Origin of the sequence: Mesorhizobium sp. M7A.F.Ca.CA.002.05.1.1 (genome assembly GCF_003998335.1) — a bacterium.
Taxonomy (GTDB): domain Bacteria; phylum Pseudomonadota; class Alphaproteobacteria; order Rhizobiales; family Rhizobiaceae; genus Mesorhizobium.
The window spans coordinates 1-19,024 of record NZ_RZQI01000017.1 but is presented as its reverse complement, the minus strand read 5'-3'; the positions used below and the strand labels follow the sequence as shown (position 1 = coordinate 19,024).

Below are 19,024 nucleotides of genomic sequence, written 5' to 3'. Positions count from 1 at the left end.
GTTTCGAAGTCCAACTCACCACGGTGGAATTCGACGTCGGCCTTGATCGGGTGGCCGGCCATCCATTCCTTACCCGACACCAGGTCGGCGACCGACACGACGAAGAAGTCGTCGCGAATCGTTGCGAGCAGGTCGCGATAGGCATCGTGATCGGGATTGCGTGCCTGGCAACCGCTCCACTCGGTGCGCTCGTTCAATGGGCGATAGATGAGGATCGGTTTTTGCGGCCGCCATGTGTCGAGCAGCTGACGAACCTGCTTCATCCAAGCATCTGGAATCGGCAGCCGAAAATCCGCCGTCGCATAGTCCGTTCCGGTCACCCGGCACATCGCTGCCAGAACAGACCCCTGCGAGCGGACCTGGTCAGGCGAATAGCTGACCTGCACGGCACGGCGGAAGCGCGGCAACCCGCCGCGATGGAATCTTCCGGCTTCGCGGCTGGCGTTCTTGGCCTGCGTGCGCAACACCGTCGCCTTGTGGATGACTTTCAGCCCATCGGCGATCAGGTCGTGATATGGCGCGACCCACGAGCTTTCGAGATAGACTTCATGGCCGCGCATCAATTGCCGGATCACGGCGCGCTGGTGGAGATTGTCACCCAGACCGTGCATGCCGCGGACGAGGAGGGGCATCATCGGTATATTTTCCGCATCTCGATCAGGCTGTTCGCCGAAAATGGGATTTCCGCGACGACAGCGCCGATCGCAACCGGCTCGCGCGATTGATACCAATTGGCGACCAGGATCATGACGATGAGCCGATCCACCGGGTCCTGCTTGAGATCGGGATCGTCGCCGGAACCAGTTACGTCAGGATCGTCAAAGCCGGCCATGAAGCGCAAGCGCACGGCCTGCGGGCGGTTCGACAGGGCCGGTGACGAAAAGGCATCGGTGAAACGGAGGGTCGCGCCTTCGGCTGTGACGACATAATACCAGTCGCCCGGCGCAAGCGTCTGCTCGACATGGTTTTCATCGAGATAGAAGACTTCAGTCACGTCGCGAATCGGCGCAGCGGGAATGGCAATCGGCCCACACCATCTATCGACGCGGTACTCGAACTCCGTTGGCAGCAGGATCCTGCCCATGCGATCCTCGGCAAGGCGTGTTGCAGCGCGGATGTAGGCCTTGATCAGTTCGTCATCGTCAGTCGTATCGACGATGACATGTGCCTTCACGTCGTCGACTGAGACGAAAAGGCCGTCAGGCTGTGAAAGCCGCATCAACATGCAAGCGCCTCCTCGAGGCTCATCTTCGGAAACCGTGAAAGGGTGGAAACAGGGCTGCAGTTGATCACCGCTATGCCAAGGTGCGCGAGCATCTCGGCCGCATTGTCGAGGCACCGGCGCCAGCGTTCGACATTCTTGGTCGACGGATTGTTCATCAGGCGCGGATGTTTTCCATGCCAATGCACGCCCAGATCGATGCGCATGTCGTAGCCGACCAGGATCACCTTGCGCGCACCGAACTGGACGGCCAGGTTCAATGCCTGAAATCCGCTGTTGCCACCGGACCCGATGGTCCCTGGCCGATCCAGTTGCAAACGGTCAGAGCCTCGTTCAAGAGCCACGCGGCGGAGACCCCACTGCGACGCCGCCACCGGATCCTGACTGATCTTCAATCCGGCAAATTGGCTTGCACCGGATGCGGCGTTCCACCACGCCAGATCGTGGGCATAAAGAACGTCGGCCCATGGTGCCAACTGCCACGAATTGTTGATGGCGATCAGTCTTGCCCGACCTCTGGCGATTTCGAGCGGGACTTGGGATGCTGATGGTCCGCTGGCGACGATGACGGCTGTTTGCCGGTGCCAGTCCGGGAACCAGAAGGGCGCGAGGATGCCTTGCCGGCCGCCTCCGCATCCGGGAGGAAAAGACCACCCTCGTAGAGAACCTTCGCGCGGCGGTGGGCAATGGCCGGAAAATCGCCATCCTTGCCGAACCGCGCGCCTTTTTTCACACGGCCCTCCTGGCCGAGCCAGGGCCGCAATGCGGTACCGGAAACATCAGACATCTTCATCTCCCTTGAATGGCCGGGCGGCGTCTGTCGCCGCCCGGATCGATTGGCCCGACCCGATCAAGTCGCCGAGGTGAATCCGCCGTAGATGAAGGCTTCGGGGCGGAACACGGCGAGAGCCACGCGCTCTTCGCAGCGCATGGTGAGCATGTTCTTTTCGAAGTCGTCATTGTTCTCGGTCGCGATCTCGACACCCATCTCCTCGCGATCGTAGAGCTGCGCGCCGCCGGCAAAGGCGCCGGTGAGGAAATTGCCCTCGAAATCGGCAATCTCGGTCGGTACGACAGGGAGGCCCCACAGCGTCGAACCGGCCAAGCGAAGCGGATTGGCGAACACGTACTGGCCGTTTTCGTCCTTGGTCAGCTCGGTTGCCGCCCAATCCATGAAATGCATCACGATGCCGGTTGCCGGCAGCCGCGCCAGTTGCGCCTGCAGCATGGCCAGCCGGATGTCGTCGATCCGGTTGTGATGCGGCACGGTGAACGCCGGCGCGAATGCCTCCGCCTGCGGGATGATGCCGTGCAGATGGACGCCAGTACCGTCGCCGAAGAGGATTTCCTCTTCCTCGACATATTTCAGGCCATAGCGCATTTCGCGGTCGACGTCTGACTGCAACTGCTTGAAGTCGGCCAGGATCTGCTTCGATGCCTTGAAGATGTGGGCGATCGTCGAGACAGGCGTCATCTTGCTGTCGTAGGCGATCGTCGATTCCGGCTTCTTCGTGCCTTCCGACACGACACGCGCCGCATTGGTGAAGCCGGTTTGCTGAACCCAGAAAATAGCCGGGCTCTGGGTCTGGCCGACAGGGATCAGGTCACGCACAAACAAGCGCTGCTTGGGCGCCACCTGAATGCCGGGCAGGATCTGCGGCTGGACGATGCCGGGATTGTCGCCGACCGGATAGTCGACGCTGGTGATTGCGGCATTGACCGAGAAGCGGTGCTTGCCGCGCGCCGAGGACCCCTGTGCGGCGAAATCCTTCGTCTTCTGATCGGCGACCAACTGGGCGCCGATGGTCTTGTGAGCGGACGTCTTGTCGCCCGGGCGGCGAACGATTTCCTGCTCTGCCGCCGTGAGGCGCGCCTGGGCTTCGTTCAAGGCTCCCTTGAGAGACGTCTGCTCGATAAGAAGCTTGTCGACATCGGACTTGGTGGCGGTCAGAAGTTCGCCCTTGTTCTTGACCTCGGCCAGGGCCTCTTCGGCCTTTTTGGACAATTCGTCCGACTTCTGGTTGAACTTGGTGGTGACCTCCGCGAGTTTGTCGGTGAGGGCCTTGAAGTCCTGCGCCGATACTGCCGCCGCACCCTCGGCGATCAGCAAGCCGCTCGAATGATGTGTGGTCAGGATGTCCGGTCCAAGGCCGAAGGCTACGGCGATCACGGCAAGGGTGAGCAGCCCGGCAATCGCCAGGAGCGTATAGGTCTTATTCATTGGATTTCTCCTAGGGGTTGATGTCTATGCGCGACAGGACGTTCATCGCCTGGCGCATTTCGGCTTCACCAACGTCACGTGTGGTGTCATCGGCAACGTCACGTGTGCCGGTCTTCAGTTCGGAAATCAGGCGCTTGCGTTCGGCCTGTGGCAGGCCGGCCTTGGCAAGTGCCAATTCGACCCGGCGAGCGGCTGCGCTGGCGCCGAGTTCAAGGCTGGCCTTGGCGTCCTTGGCGACCTGGTCGGCCGGCAGGAACGCATCGGCAAATCCCTTGTCGACGGCGTCAGAGCCGGCAAGCCAGGTTTCCTTGTCCATCATCTTGGCAATGTCCTTGGCGTCCATACCAGAGCGGGCGGCGTAGACGTCCGCGGACGCCTTATCGAAGGATTGAAGGACATCGGCAATGTCATGCAAGTCGTTGCGATCGCCGACCGCCATTACCCAGGTATTGTGGATCATCAGGAACCCGGCGCGGGGAACCTCGATGCGGTCGCCCGCCATACTGATGATCGAGGCCGCCGATGCGGCCATGCCTAGAACCTTGACGGTCACCTTCTGCTTGTGATCTCGCAGCAGGTTGTAGATGGCGAGGCCTTCCATGAAATCGCCGCCGGGCGAATTGATGTTGACCACGACCTCACGATCGCCAATGGCGCGCAGCGCGCCGGCGATGCGGCGAGCCGTAACGCCATCGCCGAAGAAGTCGGCGCCGATGACGCCGAGGATCGAAATCGTGTTCTCGGTGGTATCGTCGGATGCTGCACGGATGTCGGCCTGCCAGCGACCAAGCGCCGACGGGCAAATTTCAGATCCAAGACCGGAGCGCATGGATATGGCCGGCATCGCCGGCAGGTCACGAACGGTCATGCCGCTTTCCTTTCCTCGCGCTCTTCGATCAGCCAGGCACGCAGCGCATTGCGCACCGAGTTCGCGTCACTTTGCTGCTTTCCGATCTGGTCAAGAGGCACCAGGGCGGACTGGACGGTGAGAACGTCGCCGCCCGGCTTGGGCGCCAGATTGTCGAGCTTTCGCAACTCGTCCCGGGTGCGCAGTCCGTTCTGCGCCAGCGACGACATCAGCGCGGCACGGCCGGCGCTGTCGGCGCGGAGGAGCCCCTCGAAGTTGAATTCGAAATAGATGCCGGCGGCCCTGTCGGTCGGCGTGACCAGGCGCGTGTTTACGGCTGATTCGATGCGCTTTAGGTAGGCCCGCAGACCAAGGATCAGCCAGCCGAGGATGATCTGTTCGACGCCGGAACCCCACATCGTCTGGCCTTCCGAGGCATGGCCGACGAGAATTGGCGGCACACCCATCCAGCGGCAGACATCTTCCACGGAGAAGCCGCGCGCCATGATCAGTTCGGCATCGCGAGGCGTGATGTTGAGCGACTGCCAATCGAAGCCCGGCGGCATGATGATGCCCGAGCCCTGGCCTTCGTGGCCCTCGAAAGGCTTGACGTAATTGTCCATGAACTGCTGGCGTTGATCCTTGTCCATCGTGACCGGCGGCTTCCAGAACCCGCTGTTGCGAAGGCCCTTGGAAAACAGCCGGGCGGACGCCCGTTCCGCCGAGATGGCTGCGCCAAGCGAACGAGCGGCATAGGCGACGGGCGAAAGCCCCTCGTCCTCGTCGTTGGGTGCGAATCCCTTGATGTGGAAGACCTTGTCTTTCGGCAGGTCTTCGTTCTTGCCGCGGTCATTGAACCTATAGAACAGCCGGTCCGACGAATCGCGCAGCGGTGTGGTGTTTTCGGCCTTCATCGGCTGCAGGGCCACCAGCCTGTCACCGATGAATTTTTTCTCGGCATACGAATTGCCGAAGTCGCAAAGCGGGGCGATACGCCCTTCCCAGAACTCCACCGCCGTCTGATCGGCATTCGGCGTGATCTGAAGGATCTCGTAGAGCCGATGGTCCTTTCGCGCCGTGCGCTGATCATTCGATGCTGTCGCGAAGACGCCGGCGGGCAAGGTGGAAATCGTCTCCGAGATCAGCCGCTTCGCCGCCCACCATGTCGACAGCTTCATGGCGCTGTCCGGCGTCACGTTCTGGCCGGAATCGTGGTCGAAGCCCCACATCATACGCCACTTGTCCAGATCGGAGGTGACGTTCAACCGGCCGGTGAGCCATTTCCAGATCGCCATCTACATCACCGCGGCCGGTTGTGAGAGCCATGAAGCAAGATCGACACGTGGCTTTGCCTCCGGGTTCCAGCTCATCAGGATCGCCGCGCAAAGCATGGCGATGACGGGATCGATCTTGGTCCGGCCGGCAGCCTGTTTGGTTGCCATGTTGCCGTTGCCCTTGACTTCGATTTTCACATTTCCGACCGACCAGGCCATCATGGCCGAGCCGTCATGGCTAATCGAATTGTCGCTCAACTTGTGCTCCAGGCCCCACAAGGCCGGAGACAATGCCGGACCCTGGCGCAGCCGGTGCAGCATCAGCCCTGTGATTTCCTTCAAGGCCAGCGCGTCGACGAAGGCGGCGATGTTGTTAGGATCGAAGCCGACCGCGTTCTTTTCAGGCAGCAGGCCGGCATCGAGCAGTCGTTCGGCAATCGCCGCGATTTTCGCCACATAGGCCGAAACCTCGCACAGCGTGAGCGAGCCTTCCTCGACGAAGCCGAGCAGCCGCGGCGCAATCTCCTTACGGATTTCAAGCACCTTCGGATGCGCGAATGCATGGGTCCAGACCAGCCAGCGTCGCGTCACCTTCTCGCGACCGATGACGCAGACGCCGAACAGATCGTCGAGACCGCCGCCATCGGCGCCGACCACGGCCACTTCAGAGCGCCGAATCAGCTCTTCCAGCGTCAGCGTCTCGTCGGCGCATTCTTCCCAATATTCGGCACCGCGCCAGCCGTCGCCGGCGATGCCGACGCCGATCTCGATATTGAGATGCTGGCTGGCCCAGATCTGTTCCGTCTCGGCTGTCGCCGAGCCGTTGTTCTCGTAGTCCTCGATCAGGCGCTGCGGGCTGATCGAGCGGCCGATGTTCGGCAGCAGGTATTTCCAGTGTTTGCGATCGCGCCAGAACGTCTGGTCGCGCTGCTGCTCGGGAGGAAACTCGTATAGGACCGGCAGCATGATCGGCGCCTGGCCGCCCCTGCCGTCGCGTATCTTGCGCGCCTTGTCGAGTTCCGTCTTCCAGATACCGGCCGGCTGTTCGTCCGACTGTGTCGTGATCATCAGCAGTTGGCCACCCTGCATGGTGATGCCGCCGCCCCTGATCTGCTGCATGACCGCCGCGGCCTTCGCTTTCTTGCCCAGCTCGTGCACCTCGTCGATGATCGTCAGGATCGGTATTTCGCCGGTGACGATCGAGGTGTCGAAGGATTTGACGTCGAGCTTCGTGCCGGTCTTGCGGCGCTCGATGCATTTCAGGTGATCCTGCACCTTGAAGATGGCATCGAGCCGAGGATCGAGCCTGATCATGCCCTGCGCCTGGTCGAAACACCGTTCCGAGATGTTCTGGCTGGGCGCGACGATCAGCATCTGTCGGTTCGGCGCTTCCTCCATGAACAGCGCGGTCAGGCCGAGGGCGGCGACATAGGTCGTCTTCGAATTCTTCTTGGGAACCATGCAAAGCAGTTCCCAGACCAGGCGCTGCTTGGTGTCCGGATCCTCGCTCGCCAGGAAGGCGCACAGGATATCGCGGAACCATTCGCCACAGGCCTCAGACAGCGGCGGATTGCCGGGCACGTCTGGCAGCTTCAGCCTGTTGAAGAAAGCCAGCGCCTTGGCCGCCTTCTCCTGGTTGAGCGGGACATCGGCCATTGGCGTCTGTCCGGCCTTGATACGCTCCCACCAATCTGGACAGGCGAACCGCGGCAACGCCTCAATGGCGAGCATTTTGCGCGGCTGCTTCGCTTTCGAGCTCGGCCATCAGATCGGCGTCTGCGGCATGGGCGCGCTGCTCGTCGATCATCTTCTTGCCAACCTTGTCTTTCGATGCCGCCGGCTGGTCGCTGCCCTTGCCCATGGAAGCCTCGATCGTCATGCGGTCGTTGCGGTCGATCATGGCGCCGAGTTCACGCAAGGCCGTGACGTTGCCGGCATTGGCTTGCTCGAGGGCGATCTCAAACCGCCTGGCATCGAGCCGATCGCGCATTGCGTCGCGCTCTTTCATGTCGGCTCTAAAATACCGCTTCAACGTCGCCGGCGAGATGCCAAGAGCGTTGGCGATCCGGATGTTGACCCAGCCCAGCGCCATCAACAGCTTGACTTTGTTGCGATCTTTTTCGGTCGGCTCATACGGCGGACGGCCGCGGTTACCGAAGCCCTCACGAACCGGCTGACCGAACAGGTCAAAATTCGGCTCCATCAGAAAAAAATCTCCGAATGTGGGGGACGCGGGTCCGGCGGGGAGGGGCTTCCGGACTTTCGACCCGCCCCCCCGGTTGGTCGGCGATGGTCAGTACCAGACGCCTCGATGTTGCAGGCTGACCTGCTCGGCCTTCTGCGCTTCGCTGTCGTGCCATTCCTTGGACACGGCTATCAGGTTGTCTTCATCCCAGAACAGCACCTCGTCGCCACGATGTTCCTTGTCGTGGTGGATGACTGGGCTGTTCGGGGCAGGGTGCTTGCCGATCAGCAGCACGCCTGTCTTGCGGCAGGTGTACATGTCGCGAAGCAGGATGCGCTGCCGCACCTGCTGCCAGCGTGCGGTCTTATACCAGCGCCGCCAAGGCGCTGTGTTGCTGCTCATTGTCTGGAATCTTTTCCATTGCGGTGAAGCTGCTCGCTTCACCTGGGTCCGCCTGGCGCTTCCCTCATCCTCACTGGGATGGGTGCGAACACAGCCTCGGAAGCGAATGTGCTTCACGGTTCGGATCGTCCTAGGACGGACTCGCTATTCTGTCTTGCTGAGATTCGCAAGGGGGATCATCGCCGACACGGTGCCGCCGAACAGCATTATGTCGACCCAGAGGGAGGCGTCATTAGCCTCCCGCGATACCGTGCCTTTGCGACCAGCCAATGCGCCATCGGTCACCGTCACTCGATCACCTTCGGCTATAGGCTTGCGCCTCTTCATCTCCTCGGCTGCAAGCTTGCGGCGCTCACGCTCTGAGAGCTTGAGGAAAGCACGAAAGCCATTGATATCGCTTTCCGAAACAGGCTTTGGCTGCATCCATCCGCCGACGATGTCGACAACCTCATCCACTGCCTTGATGCCGATCAGAACACGGTCGGTGTCCGAGACGTAGATCATCAGATAACCGGGCAAAGCAGGGTTGTCCTGTTCTTCCCGCTTGGCCTTGGAACGACCTCCGCGGCGCTTGGGCTGTGTGCTGTCGACCGGCAACCACGTTTCCACGAAGAGTTTCCGCAGAGCTTCATCCACAGCATTTTCATGACCAACCGAAACGCGAAGAACGTACCAGCAGCGCACCGGTCCTGATTCGCCGGCTCCCGCCAGCAGCGCTTGTGCCCTTCGGCTCATGCCCTGCTGCCTGTCCGATTCGGCATAGCAGCGGTCGAGATTGATCACTTCCGCATCACTCAGCCGCTTCACGTCCGCCCGCATCATGGTTTCCTCGCACCGCTTGTTCAAACGTTTCCAATCCTGCCGGCCCGCCAGCCGGCATCCACACCCATTCGACGTGTCCCGGTGCAGGCAGCCAGGGCCAGCCGCGCCGATGGTGCTCGACCTCCCACTCCGTCCAGCGATCGGTGCCGACACGGACCTGCTCCATCATCTCGGCCAAGGGCTGCAGCGTTGCCGCCACCGTCACGCCACCGCCGAAGCGGGCACGGTCGTGCATGGCGTTCACCGCTGGCCATCCGTGCTTGGCCTGACGCTCCAGCTGCAGCGCTTCGCCGTCCATGGTGCCGGCCGCAATTGCGTCCTGCTGGAACCGCGTCATTGGCGGCATGGCGGCTTTCGGCCCGGTCAGCAGTTGCTTCATCCGGGCTGCCTGCCACAGCTTGCCGAAGGGTGCCGCGGTGGCTTCTTGCGCCGGCGCCGTCGCTGCGGCCAGACGCGGCAGGAACGGCACCCACATGCGGTCCTTGATGAAGGTGGCCACGGCGCAGGCCTGCTTGACGCCGGCCTTGCGGCACTCGGCCAGGAACAGCGGCACGCACGGTGCGCACTCGGCTTGGTCGGCGGCGGAAAGCTTGAACCACTCGGCCAGCATCGGCGGCTTGGGCGAGACGTCGAAACGGTCCCATCCCTTGAACGATTTGTAGAAAAGCGCCTCTGATCTTCGTCGATCCTCGCGCTCGCGCTCTCTCTCAAAACTACTGTCAGGTTTTGCTAAACCATCAGTATTTACTAGTGTTGGATTCACCGTCGACGGCATCACCGTCGACGGGTTTTCAGTCTGCGGCAAAGATGCAACACCTTCGCCGGCGGCACTGTCGCGAAGCTCGCGCGGCTCGTCGAAGATGACCAGCGAAAGCTTGCCGAATCGCCCGTCTTCGCGCTCCTGTTCCTTGTCGGCATAGCCGTGCTTGACCAACTCGTTGACGATCTTGCGCGCCTTGTCGCGCCCGCAGCCGCCGCGCCTGGCGATGTCGCCGAGAATGACGGTCCAGTTGTCCGGCTTCGACAGGAGATAGCCCAGCAGCCAGCGCGCCTCCATGGAGAGGCGCACATCTTCGAACACGTGGTTCGGCACCGTGGTGTAGCGGGCATTGCGGACGCCGCGCCGGATGGTGGCTTCCTCGCTCATGCCGCCCTCCGATTGGACAGCGGCAACGGCATCTGCCAAGGGGCAGGAGGTAGCGCGATGGCAATTCCGACAGCATCACAGTAGCGAGCTGCTTCGGTCCAGGAATTGGCATTACGGCCTTGTTTGCGCGCCGCATCGCTCCAGGCCATGCTGTCGGCGCTGTAGAGCAGGGCTCTGACGCCGGGATGGCTGAGCGCGGTGAGCTTGATGCCGAAGCCATGCAGCCGCAGATCGGCCCGCGCGGCATGGATGGCGCTCAGCACCTCGACGATGCGTGCCGGGTCGCCATTGCGCTTGCACACCGAGCCGACACCGACCCACATGTCGGGTTTCAGCCGGTCGCCATACATCTCGATGTGCCGGACATAGTCCTCGGGCGCATAGCCCTGCAGGACCGGCAGGATCGGAAACGGCAAATCTTCCGCGACCAGTAAGTCGTAGCGCTCGATGGTCAGCTTCTGGTGTTCGATTATGGTCAGGCCGGTGCTTTCCAGCGCAATCGGCTCGCACATGTAATCCTGCGCCACGGCGCCAACGATGGTGGCGACGCCATCGGCATGAAGACGGCGCAGTGCGGCGGCGTATTCGGCCACGCTGCTGCGATAGCCGCCATGCTTAACCACCTCGGTAAAAGCACCGCTATCGATCAGCACCTCGCCGCAACCGAGCGGCTTTTTGCGGCCGAGCAACCGCCGCCAGCTGATACAAGCGCGGCCGAAATGCTGACCATCGGATGGCTGGTGTAGTCCGACGTAGAAGAGGACTTCGCTCATTCCGCAGCCTCCGCAAAGGCATGCCGCACCAGCCCATCGCAGCCACCGCCCATGCCGGCGGAGAGAACGACCGTCATCCGGTTGTCGAGTGAAAAGGGTGCGTTCATCGTTCCGCCTTCAGCCATGCGGCGAAGCTGGCGCGCAGCGCTTTCCACGCTTCGCTTGCCGCCCCGCCATTGTTGAGTTCTTTTCGCGATTGCACGCCGAGCAGGCTGCGCACCTTTTGCGCCACGCGCTCGTCGGTCAGTGGCTTTTCCAGCCCATGCCGCTCATGCAGGAACACCTTGAACGCCGGCTCCTGGCACTTCATGCCGCACTCGGCGGCGAAGTTTTTCACGTCGCTCGCCGCCGGTTCGCCGCGCTGCTCGATCTGGCGGCGTGGCGCCGGCTCGCCCCTTAAGTCACGGATCTTGCCGAACGCATCGTCGAGCAGCCGCAGCAGGAAGGCCACGGTGTCCGGCGCATTGCAGACGAAGTCGATCTCGTCGACCGTCGCGGCATCGAAGCGCAGCAGCACCAGCAATTCGCCCATCTCGCCGCGCGCCTCTACGAAGGCTCCGGCCTCGCCATGCACGCGCGTCCAATCGGCCGGCGCGATGGCCGCGAGTGACTCGCGGATGGCGAGCAGCTTTGTCGCGTTGGGCGAGAGAACGGCGGCGTTCATGGCATGCGCCCGTGTTTGCGCATGGCGCGGCCCAAGACCTTCGCCGCCCGTTCCAGCGATTTACGAGCGGCGATCTCGCCTGCACCGAACTTCGCCTGCGCCAAACGGTCGGCCGCGCCGGCAACCTGGCGACACGCCTCCATGATGTCGTCATCGGCCTTGCTGATTGTCCTCGGCTTTGCTGCCGGGATCGCAGCCGCTATTCGCTCGACCTCCGCCATCAGCATTTCGCGCACCACGGGCGCCAGCGCGCGGGCAAGGGGATCGACTTGTCTGCCGAGCGCGGTCATGAAGCACCTCCCGCGAATTCAGCCAGGCCGGCGCGGAACAGTTCGGCACTGGCGGCGAGATCAGCGGGCGGCATGCCTGCGGCATCGCGCACGGCGAGACCAAGCGAAAGCCGCAATGCGACGAAGTTCCAGCCGGCTTCGAACCCAGCCCGGCGACAGGCGGCTGCGATGACCTCGTGATATTTGAGGATCACGGAATCGGGCATGCGGAGCAGGGTGTCGGCGCGCGCGCGATCACCATCGGCATCGTGCAACTCGCGCAGGATCGGGAGCATGAAATCGGTCATCCATCCATCCTCCCGATTGATGATCTCCGCCAATTCCTGCGACTGGCGGTCTTGTTCGGCCTTCCAAGAACCAGTCATCGCGCATCGCCTTCATGCCGCGTTTCACATGGAACGCATGCTGTAACAGGTTGACTAAGCAGTGTTTTCCGCGTCACACGGCGGCGTTTCACATCGGCGAGATAGAAATCCATCGGTCGCAGTCGAAGCGCCTTGCAAAGGGTCAGGAAGCTGCCCACCGTCAGGTTTGAGCGGCTCTGCTTGGCCCGTGTGATCATGGCGACGTTGAGCGCAGGGAAGGCGTCCACAGCTTGGCGGACAGAGACGCCGTCAAGACGGCGGCGCACGGTTGCGGCGAAGCGGTCGCGGTCGAACGGGTCAGCCATTGCCGGCCTCCCGCAGCTTGCGGTCAAGCGCACGCTTCAGCTCCTTCAACTGGCGTTCGGTCTCAGGATCCGGTGCGCGCTCTTTCGGCTCGGGATAATGTGCATCTCCTCGGAGCCGCTTCGCCTCGATCGCGGCTGCATAACAACCTGCTGAATTCTTATCGGGATCGTATTGGGGCGGCTCGCACGGTGCGTGCTTTCCGCCGCCAAAGATGTATTCCCGCCACGGCGTCCAACACCAGGTACCGTCACGGTAGCGGAAAAATCCCCACTTTCGTGATGGTCGCCCAGTCCAGACGATGGTGATGATCTTGCGCCCATCGAAACACGGCAGAGGCGGGGCTCCACGCACCCGCCCGGGCCAGTCGTGCCACCATTCTCCTGAGAAGCGCCCCAGAACCCTGTGCAGGTATCTGGCATTGCGGTGGTGGATGCGAAACGCGCGAACCAGCCTTCGCTTGGTAGCCCATCCCATCTTGAGGGCCACCATTGGCAACTCGGCATGATCGCGATCACTTTCGAGTATCGGGAGCGTGAACTCCTCGACGTAGCTGGTCAGCGGGAACGTCCAGAAATCCCACGGATGGTCATGAGGATTGGGATCGGCATCGCCACGATGGAAGATGTGCAGGCGCAGCCGGCCAAACCATAGACGGGTCATGTACGGCGTCGAATACTCGCCGTCGGTGCCATAGATCGTTTCGCAGCCAAGGAAGGTCACTCCGCCGCCTCCGCAACATTGCCACCGATCACAAGCTCATCGCCATCCTCGCCGTAGGCGTAGAGCAAGCCGTCGTCGAACCCGTTCCATTCGCGTGCAAGGTCGTCATCGGACAGGGTGAGCAACCGATCACGCAGTGCCCGCAACGTGCGCCGGTTGGTGGTTCGCGCCTCGGCGATCGTTTCCGCCACGGCCTCGCGATATTTCTGCTTGCCCTTCGCCTCGACGGCCTGGTCGATCTCATCAATGCCCAGCATGTCGAACATGGTCGGCACGGCGCGCTTGGCTTCCGCCTCGCGGCAGTAGCGCGTGCCGTCGCGAAAATAGGTGTCGGAAAGTTCGGAGGCCTGCCCGCGCCGGCCCTTCAGGATGGCGCGATAGGGCACGGTCATCAGCCCGCCGAACGGGTCGTAGACGATGTCGCCGGGATTGGAGTAGCGGTCGATCAGCCGGTCGACGATGTCGAACTGCAGCGGGCAGACATGCTTTTCCAGGTTGCGGAACGCCTGCTGCCCGTTCAGCGTCAGCATGCGCACCACGTCCGTCCAGATTGCCGGATGCTTCGAAGGCGGATCGAGCGTCATGTAGGTCTTCGACAGGCTGTCGCGCGCGGCCAGTTCCTCGCCCAGCTTCACATGCATCTCGAAATCGTAGATCGCCTCTTCCGAGACTTTTTGGAACAGCGTCCGCAGCGGCTTCGGCCCGAGCCGTACAAGCTCATCGGTGGTCAGCAGCCGGTCGCCTGACGACGGCCAGAAGGCGTGCGCGTCGAGCTGCCAGCGCGCCAGCGTGTAGCCGCTGTCGGGCACCTGCGGCCGGCGGTCGCCATCGCTCCAGCGCTCGTGCTGGCCATCGGCCGCAACCACCAGCGGTTTTGCATGCGCCACCGGCTGGTCGGCATAGCCGCGCGACAGGTCGCTCTGCGGCCGGCGAAACAGCAGCACATATTCCGGACAGCCGACGCCCATCTTGGTGGCGTCCTTCATCATCTCGGAATAGGTCAGCCGGTAGGTCTGGTTGTTCTCCTTCACCACGTCGGTGGCGATGGTGATCATGCCGATGTACTGAAAGCCGTGCTTCAGATAGTGGAAGATCGCCTCGGCGTGGAACGGCGACACGGTGGGCACGCCTTCACCGGTCACCGAGCCGAACAGCACCCGGTCCTTGACATGGATACAGGCCAGCCGGCCGGGCTGCAGGATGCGCAGCAGCTCCGGCGTCAAAAAGTCCATCTGCGCCCAGAAATGGTCGTTGTCGTCGGTGTGGCCGTAGTCGTTGTAGCTCGCCGTGTATTCGTAGTGGTTGGCGAACGGGATCGAGGTGACGATCTCGCCGACGCTGGCGCTTGCCGTCTGGCGCGCCTCCAGCACCGCATCATTGTGGGCGATGACGAACATGTCGCCGCGCTCTTCACGTCTAGCGACGCCGATCGAGCGTGATAGCACGTCGTCGAGCGGCAGGCCGTCGAGTCCATAGCGGAGGATGATCTCCGCCATGCGCGCCATCAGCCGCTCATGCTCGGCCCATTTGCCTTCCAAGTTGCGGCGCACCTCGCGCTCGGCTTCCGAGAAGATGATGTCGATGCGGCATTCCTGCAGCTGGCCGAAGCGCACGATGCGGTGCACCGCCTGGATGAAGTCATGGAACTTGAAGCCGACGCCGACGAAGATCGCCCAGTGGCAGTGTTTCTGGAAATTGTTGCCGGCCCCCGACATTTCCGGCTTGGTGGCCAGGTATTTGAACTTGCCGTCCTTGAAGCCGATGGCGTTCTGTTCGTTCGGGTCCAGCCCCTGCGTGCCATAGATCGAGCGCACGCCCGGCACCACCGCCTCGATCGCCCGCCGCTCATCCTCGAGGTCGTGCCACAGCAGGGCGTGCGAAGCAGGATCCTCGGCAAGCAGCGCGCTCATCTTGTCGATGCGGGCTGCCAGGCTGTCGCGCTTGGCGGCACTGGCCTGCACCACGCCGAGCGCCGTGTTGCGGATCAGCAGGCCTTGCCCATCGCGGTCGTAACCGGCCGTCGAATGGTCGATCGGCACCTCGTGCCAGTTCACCGTCACCGCCGGCAGCACATAGCCGTCGTCGGGAAAGCCGAGATCCGACGGCGATTGCAGGAACACCGCCCAGCTGTGCACCCACAGCCAGAACTCATCTTCCTTGTGCGGGAACAGCGTCAGGTCGCCGGCCGTCTCCGAATTGCGCTGGAAGAACCGCGTCAGCGCCTGGCCGGTGTCCATGATGCCGAGGAAGCCGGCATAGTGAATCAGTTCCTTGGTCCGGTTCGGCGACGGCGTCGCCGTGGCGACGAACTTGAAGCGCACCGCCTTGAACAGCGGCAGGAATGTCTGGAACGTCTTGGTGCCATAGCCGCGCAGCACCGCCGCCTCGTCCAGGCTGGCGGCAACGAAGCGCGACGCGTCGATCTTGCCGGCCAGCACGCTTTCATAATTGGTCAGGTAGATCGTGTCGGCGCTGTCGACCTCGGCATCGCTGCGGATGAATTTCAGCGTGACGCCGAATTCACCCTGGAACCGCTCCGCCGCCTCGGCGAAGAACTCATGCCGCACCCCCAACGGAATGACGATCAATCGCAGCCCGGGCGCGAACTTGCCGATCAGGCGCATCAGCTCGATCTGCATGAACGTCTTGTGCAGCCCGAACGACGCGAAGATGCCGCGGCTGCCGCCCTTCAGCGCCCAGCGCACGATCGCCCGGCAATGCGGGGCACCGGCCGGGTTGATGTCGTCGAGTGCTACATCGAAGCCGTCGGCTTTCGCCAGCTGCATCTTGCCGCGCAGGAAGGTCAGGTAGGGATCGTCGGAGGCGAGCGCGTTCATGCCGGCACCGCCTTGATGTCGCGCCCGAACTGCACCGCAATCTGGGCAAAGCCGCATTTCTCGGCCAGGGCGAACATCCGGGTGTTGTGACAGAGCGCGCCGAAATCCAGTCGCCCCGCGCCCATCGTCGCAGCCGCTGCGGACGTGCGCTCGATCAGGGCCGTGGCGATGCCGAGGCCACGATGCGACGGCTCGACATAGAGCAGATCGAGCCAGACCAGGTCATGGCCTTCCGGCTGGTAGTAGATCGCCATGCCGACCGGCTTTGACCGCTGCCCCGTTCCTTCGAGCGCGAACACGCCCCATTCGAAGCCTGTCAGTTTCTCCCGTCCGGCATCGATCGCCCCCTCAGTGATCATCCTGGCGAAGAAGCGTTTCGCAATCTTCATCCAGTCGGGCGCCAGAGGCACGTTCATGTAACGGATCGTCATGCCGGCCTGCCCTCCGTAGCCTTGGCGAAGGCGGGCACCGCCTTCTGGAGCCTGTCCAGATCACGGCCAATCATCGCGTGCTGAACGCGCAGGGCCGCCAGGTGAGCAGCCATTTGATCCGGCGGGATATCCTCAGTCCGCTTGAGCAAGCTACGCAGCTCAAGCGCGTCGGCGCGGGCGAAGGCGAGATGTTTCGTAAATTCGGTCATGCCGGCACCGCCTTGCGCGGGCGCCCTCGTTTGGAAACAGGTGCCGTCTCTCCGGCTGTCGCACCACTTTCGGCGGCTGCTCGCTCGCAGGTGTCGCTACCCGTCTCTCCGGCTGTCACGCCATTCTCGCTGGCGTTCACGTCCAGTTCTCTCCGCATGACTAAGGCGCTGCAGGCACTGGCAACCCCGCCCACCTTCTCGGCTGCCGCTTCCGGCAAATCTCCAACCTCAAAGCCCCAATGATCCCAGCCCGGCCGTGGCGCGCGGCAGAACAGTTCGATCTTGGCCACTCCGGGGAAAAGCCGCTCGATCGTCTCGGCGAAGAAATCCGGCTTGGCGGAATGCTTTGTCTTGCGCTCGCGGTGCACCGTCTCCGGCTGCGAGCCAGGCAAGGGCGCGGCGACATCGCCGCGGCGGCCGATGAGCAGGATTTCGTGACGGTCGCGGCCCCAATAGCCGGTGCCGGCAACTTCCTTGTCCCAGATCCAGTGATGCACATAGGTGAAGCCGAGCTCGGCCAGCACCCGCAACCCGTCGAGCAGCATCGGGTTGGTCGCCCAGCAATAGATGACGGCGTTTTCGCTGAACGGATCGAGCTGTTTCAACAGATCGATGATCTCGTCGGTCGTCATCGTCGGATAGTGGTTTTCGGCGCTCTTTTCGCGCCCCGTCACTTCCGAGCGGACACCATATTTCCACGGACAATCGAGATAGCCGACCGGATAGGTGCGCTTGAGCTTGCCCGGCGCCGTGGCTCGGCCGTTGGCCCGCACCATGTCCATATGCGTCAGCCGCACGGCGTGGCGCAGCTTCTGCCGCTCGGCACGGATCTCTTTCGCCCGCGCCACGATGTGCTTTTCCTCGCGCGCCAGCACCTCACGCTGCGCCTCGACAGCCAGGTCGGACAGCGCCTCGCCGGCGTGCACGGAAACCCGGCCGTCGCGGATGGCCTCAATCAGTTCGGCCGCACCATGGTCTCGAATGCGCTTGGCGGCGATCACCGCGCGTTCCGAAATCGACAGCCGTCTAGCTGCCTCCCGGGTCGGCAAATTTGCTGACCCGGCGGTGCTCTGGTTGATGCCGATATCCCAGTCGACCAGCCGCGCCGCCACCATGGCGCGTTGGCTCTCCGACAGATGCCGGCGGTGCAAGTTCAGCGACAGCACGAAGCCGAGCGGATCATCGCCGTCATAGTCGACCAAGACCGGCTCGACCTCGGCGAAAACGCACGCGGCATAGCGGTTGCGCCCGTCCAGTATCTTGCCGTCCAGCAGCACGATCGGCTCGCGCTGGCCATAGGTGACGATGTCGTCGGCCATCTCGTGCATTTCCTGCTCCGACAGCATCGGAAACAGTTCGGCCAGCGGGTGCGCTAGAAGGTCGCTCACTTGGCCACCTCTTCGGCAGGCCACACGCCACGCCTGCGAAGCTCCGCTTCCCACCCCTCGCGAACAGGCGTCGAGCAGTGCGCGATCGCGTCTCGCCAGGTCGGCCAGCGGCCGTTATCGGCATAGAACGCATACTGGTAGTAGAGGCTTTGCGCGTTGTGCGGCTCGTCTGAACCGTGCGCTGGACGATGGCCGCACACATGACACGCGTCCAACGCGGGAGGCATGAGGCCACAAGAGGCCTCCCGATCTTCGGTCACCTCACCCGTGGCCATGTCGACGACTTGGATTTTCCCAGGGAGGGCCTTCATTTCTTCACCGCCTTCCGCCGCCTGCGCTTCCGCCGCACCACGCCGTTGGCGGCGTCACGCCGTTTCTGGTTTTCGATGTGACTGACCATCTCCAGATGATCCGGATTGACGCAGCGCCGGTTGTGGCACTTGTGGTCGATCTGCTTGTTGCGCGGCACATAGCCGAATTCATTGGTGAAGCTGACTATGTGAGCGGCGACCGTGCGGTCGTTCAGCTTCATGCGAGGATAGCCGCCGCCGCGACCGGTGCCGCTGTCGCCCATAGTCCAGAACCAGCACGGCGTGCTGAAACCGCCATCGCGGATATCGATGGCGGCGTTGATACGCTCTGCGATGTGGGCGCGGCGGTCGAACATCAGGACACCTTCGCCATGCGATAGGACCCGGGGTTGCGCGACGCCGGTCGCACCACGGTTGTGACTAGGCCGGTGTCGATCAGCTCGGCCATGTAGTCGCTGCCATGCCCGGCACTGATCCTGGCGGCGCTGGCGAACTCGCGCAGGCCGCCGCTCACCACGCCTGCGGCATTGGCTTCCCTGCGCATGACGTCCCACAGCTTTGCGGCCTGGCTCGAAACGCCGTGCTGGCGGGCGAACGCATTGGCGCAAAA

At 62.9% G+C, this 19,024-nt stretch carries 25 protein-coding genes; all 25 read right to left on the bottom strand.

The annotated features are described in order from the left end of the window. Positions 1-632 (bottom strand): hypothetical protein (locus EN939_RS02115; RefSeq protein ID WP_206528262.1); only part of this gene is annotated, 632 nt, incomplete at its 3' end. Then, positions 632-1,225 (bottom strand): head-tail connector protein, encoded by a 594-nt coding sequence (locus tag EN939_RS02110; protein WP_127266781.1) that lies wholly within the window; start codon positions 1,223-1,225, stop codon positions 632-634. The genes EN939_RS02115 and EN939_RS02110, both read right to left, overlap by 1 nt. Beyond that, positions 1,219-1,698, bottom strand: coding sequence for a hypothetical protein (locus EN939_RS02105; RefSeq protein ID WP_127266780.1), 480 nt, complete (start codon positions 1,696-1,698; stop codon positions 1,219-1,221). Before EN939_RS02105 ends, EN939_RS02110 begins: the two co-directional genes overlap by 7 nt. Before the next feature lie 23 nt (positions 1,699-1,721). Further along, positions 1,722-2,009, bottom strand: a complete 288-nt coding sequence (locus EN939_RS02100) for a hypothetical protein (protein ID WP_127375049.1) — start codon at positions 2,007-2,009, stop codon at positions 1,722-1,724. Between the two features lie 63 nt (positions 2,010-2,072). Next, positions 2,073-3,443, bottom strand: coding sequence for a phage major capsid protein (locus tag EN939_RS02095; protein ID WP_127266778.1), 1,371 nt, complete (start codon positions 3,441-3,443; stop codon positions 2,073-2,075). 10 nt (positions 3,444-3,453) lie between these two features. Further along, positions 3,454-4,311 carry a head maturation protease, ClpP-related gene (locus EN939_RS02090; RefSeq protein ID WP_127266777.1) on the bottom strand — a complete coding sequence of 286 codons (858 nt, stop codon included), beginning with the start codon at positions 4,309-4,311 and terminating at the stop codon, positions 3,454-3,456. Further along, positions 4,308-5,585, bottom strand: coding sequence for a phage portal protein (locus tag EN939_RS02085; RefSeq protein WP_127266776.1), 1,278 nt, complete (start codon positions 5,583-5,585; stop codon positions 4,308-4,310). Before EN939_RS02085 ends, EN939_RS02090 begins: the two co-directional genes overlap by 4 nt. Continuing rightward, complete coding sequence (locus EN939_RS02080; RefSeq protein WP_127266775.1) at positions 5,586-7,295, bottom strand: terminase TerL endonuclease subunit; 1,710 nt, start codon at positions 7,293-7,295, stop codon at positions 5,586-5,588. Next, positions 7,282-7,767, bottom strand: coding sequence for an AraC family transcriptional regulator (locus EN939_RS02075; protein WP_127266774.1), 486 nt, complete (start codon positions 7,765-7,767; stop codon positions 7,282-7,284). Before EN939_RS02075 ends, EN939_RS02080 begins: the two co-directional genes overlap by 14 nt. Positions 7,768-7,857: 90 nt before the next feature. Then, positions 7,858-8,151 carry an HNH endonuclease gene (locus EN939_RS02070; protein ID WP_127266773.1) on the bottom strand — a complete coding sequence of 98 codons (294 nt, stop codon included), beginning with the start codon at positions 8,149-8,151 and terminating at the stop codon, positions 7,858-7,860. 144 nt (positions 8,152-8,295) lie between these two features. Next, entirely contained in the window at positions 8,296-8,970 is a 675-nt protein-coding gene (gene nusG / locus EN939_RS02065) for a transcription termination/antitermination protein NusG (protein WP_164748672.1), read from the bottom strand. Further along, a complete protein-coding gene (locus EN939_RS02060) occupies positions 8,942-10,120 on the bottom strand; it encodes a helix-turn-helix domain-containing protein (protein ID WP_127266771.1) in 1,179 nt (392 codons plus the stop codon). The genes nusG and EN939_RS02060 overlap by 29 nt, the downstream gene beginning before the upstream one ends. Further along, on the bottom strand, positions 10,117-10,893 hold the full coding sequence (locus tag EN939_RS02055; protein ID WP_127266770.1) for a deazapurine DNA modification protein DpdA family protein: 777 nt from the start codon (positions 10,891-10,893) through the stop codon (positions 10,117-10,119). The genes EN939_RS02060 and EN939_RS02055 overlap by 4 nt, the downstream gene beginning before the upstream one ends. 103 nt (positions 10,894-10,996) lie before the next feature. Continuing rightward, positions 10,997-11,557, bottom strand: a complete 561-nt coding sequence (locus EN939_RS02050) for a hypothetical protein (RefSeq protein WP_127266769.1) — start codon at positions 11,555-11,557, stop codon at positions 10,997-10,999. Further along, positions 11,554-11,847 (bottom strand): hypothetical protein, encoded by a 294-nt coding sequence (locus tag EN939_RS02045; protein ID WP_127266768.1) that lies wholly within the window; start codon positions 11,845-11,847, stop codon positions 11,554-11,556. Before EN939_RS02045 ends, EN939_RS02050 begins: the two co-directional genes overlap by 4 nt. Next, positions 11,844-12,212 carry a hypothetical protein gene (locus tag EN939_RS02040; protein WP_236383315.1) on the bottom strand — a complete coding sequence of 123 codons (369 nt, stop codon included), beginning with the start codon at positions 12,210-12,212 and terminating at the stop codon, positions 11,844-11,846. The genes EN939_RS02045 and EN939_RS02040 overlap by 4 nt, the downstream gene beginning before the upstream one ends. Continuing rightward, positions 12,209-12,517, bottom strand: a complete 309-nt coding sequence (locus tag EN939_RS02035) for a hypothetical protein (RefSeq protein ID WP_127266767.1) — start codon at positions 12,515-12,517, stop codon at positions 12,209-12,211. The genes EN939_RS02040 and EN939_RS02035 overlap by 4 nt, the downstream gene beginning before the upstream one ends. Next, on the bottom strand, positions 12,510-13,238 hold the full coding sequence (locus EN939_RS02030; protein ID WP_127266766.1) for a hypothetical protein: 729 nt from the start codon (positions 13,236-13,238) through the stop codon (positions 12,510-12,512). The genes EN939_RS02035 and EN939_RS02030 overlap by 8 nt, the downstream gene beginning before the upstream one ends. Continuing rightward, entirely contained in the window at positions 13,235-16,075 is a 2,841-nt protein-coding gene (locus tag EN939_RS02025) for a DNA methyltransferase (protein WP_127266765.1), read from the bottom strand. The genes EN939_RS02030 and EN939_RS02025 overlap by 4 nt, the downstream gene beginning before the upstream one ends. After that, positions 16,072-16,506, bottom strand: a complete 435-nt coding sequence (locus EN939_RS02020; protein ID WP_127266764.1) for a GNAT family N-acetyltransferase — start codon at positions 16,504-16,506, stop codon at positions 16,072-16,074. Before EN939_RS02020 ends, EN939_RS02025 begins: the two co-directional genes overlap by 4 nt. Beyond that, complete coding sequence (locus tag EN939_RS02015) at positions 16,503-16,715, bottom strand: hypothetical protein (protein ID WP_127266763.1); 213 nt, start codon at positions 16,713-16,715, stop codon at positions 16,503-16,505. The genes EN939_RS02020 and EN939_RS02015 overlap by 4 nt, the downstream gene beginning before the upstream one ends. Continuing rightward, the gene (locus EN939_RS02010; RefSeq protein ID WP_127266782.1) at positions 16,712-18,061 is read right to left on the bottom strand and encodes a Spo0J and IME4 domain-containing protein; all 1,350 of its coding nucleotides are present in this window, start codon (positions 18,059-18,061) and stop codon (positions 16,712-16,714) included. Before EN939_RS02010 ends, EN939_RS02015 begins: the two co-directional genes overlap by 4 nt. Positions 18,062-18,099: 38 nt before the next feature. After that, a complete protein-coding gene (locus EN939_RS02005; protein ID WP_127266762.1) occupies positions 18,100-18,414 on the bottom strand; it encodes a hypothetical protein in 315 nt (104 codons plus the stop codon). Continuing rightward, a complete protein-coding gene (locus EN939_RS02000; RefSeq protein WP_127266761.1) occupies positions 18,411-18,770 on the bottom strand; it encodes an HNH endonuclease signature motif containing protein in 360 nt (119 codons plus the stop codon). Before EN939_RS02000 ends, EN939_RS02005 begins: the two co-directional genes overlap by 4 nt. Continuing rightward, on the bottom strand, positions 18,770-19,024 hold a 255-nt coding region (locus EN939_RS37865; protein ID WP_164750862.1), incomplete at its 5' end, for a hypothetical protein. The genes EN939_RS02000 and EN939_RS37865, both read right to left, overlap by 1 nt.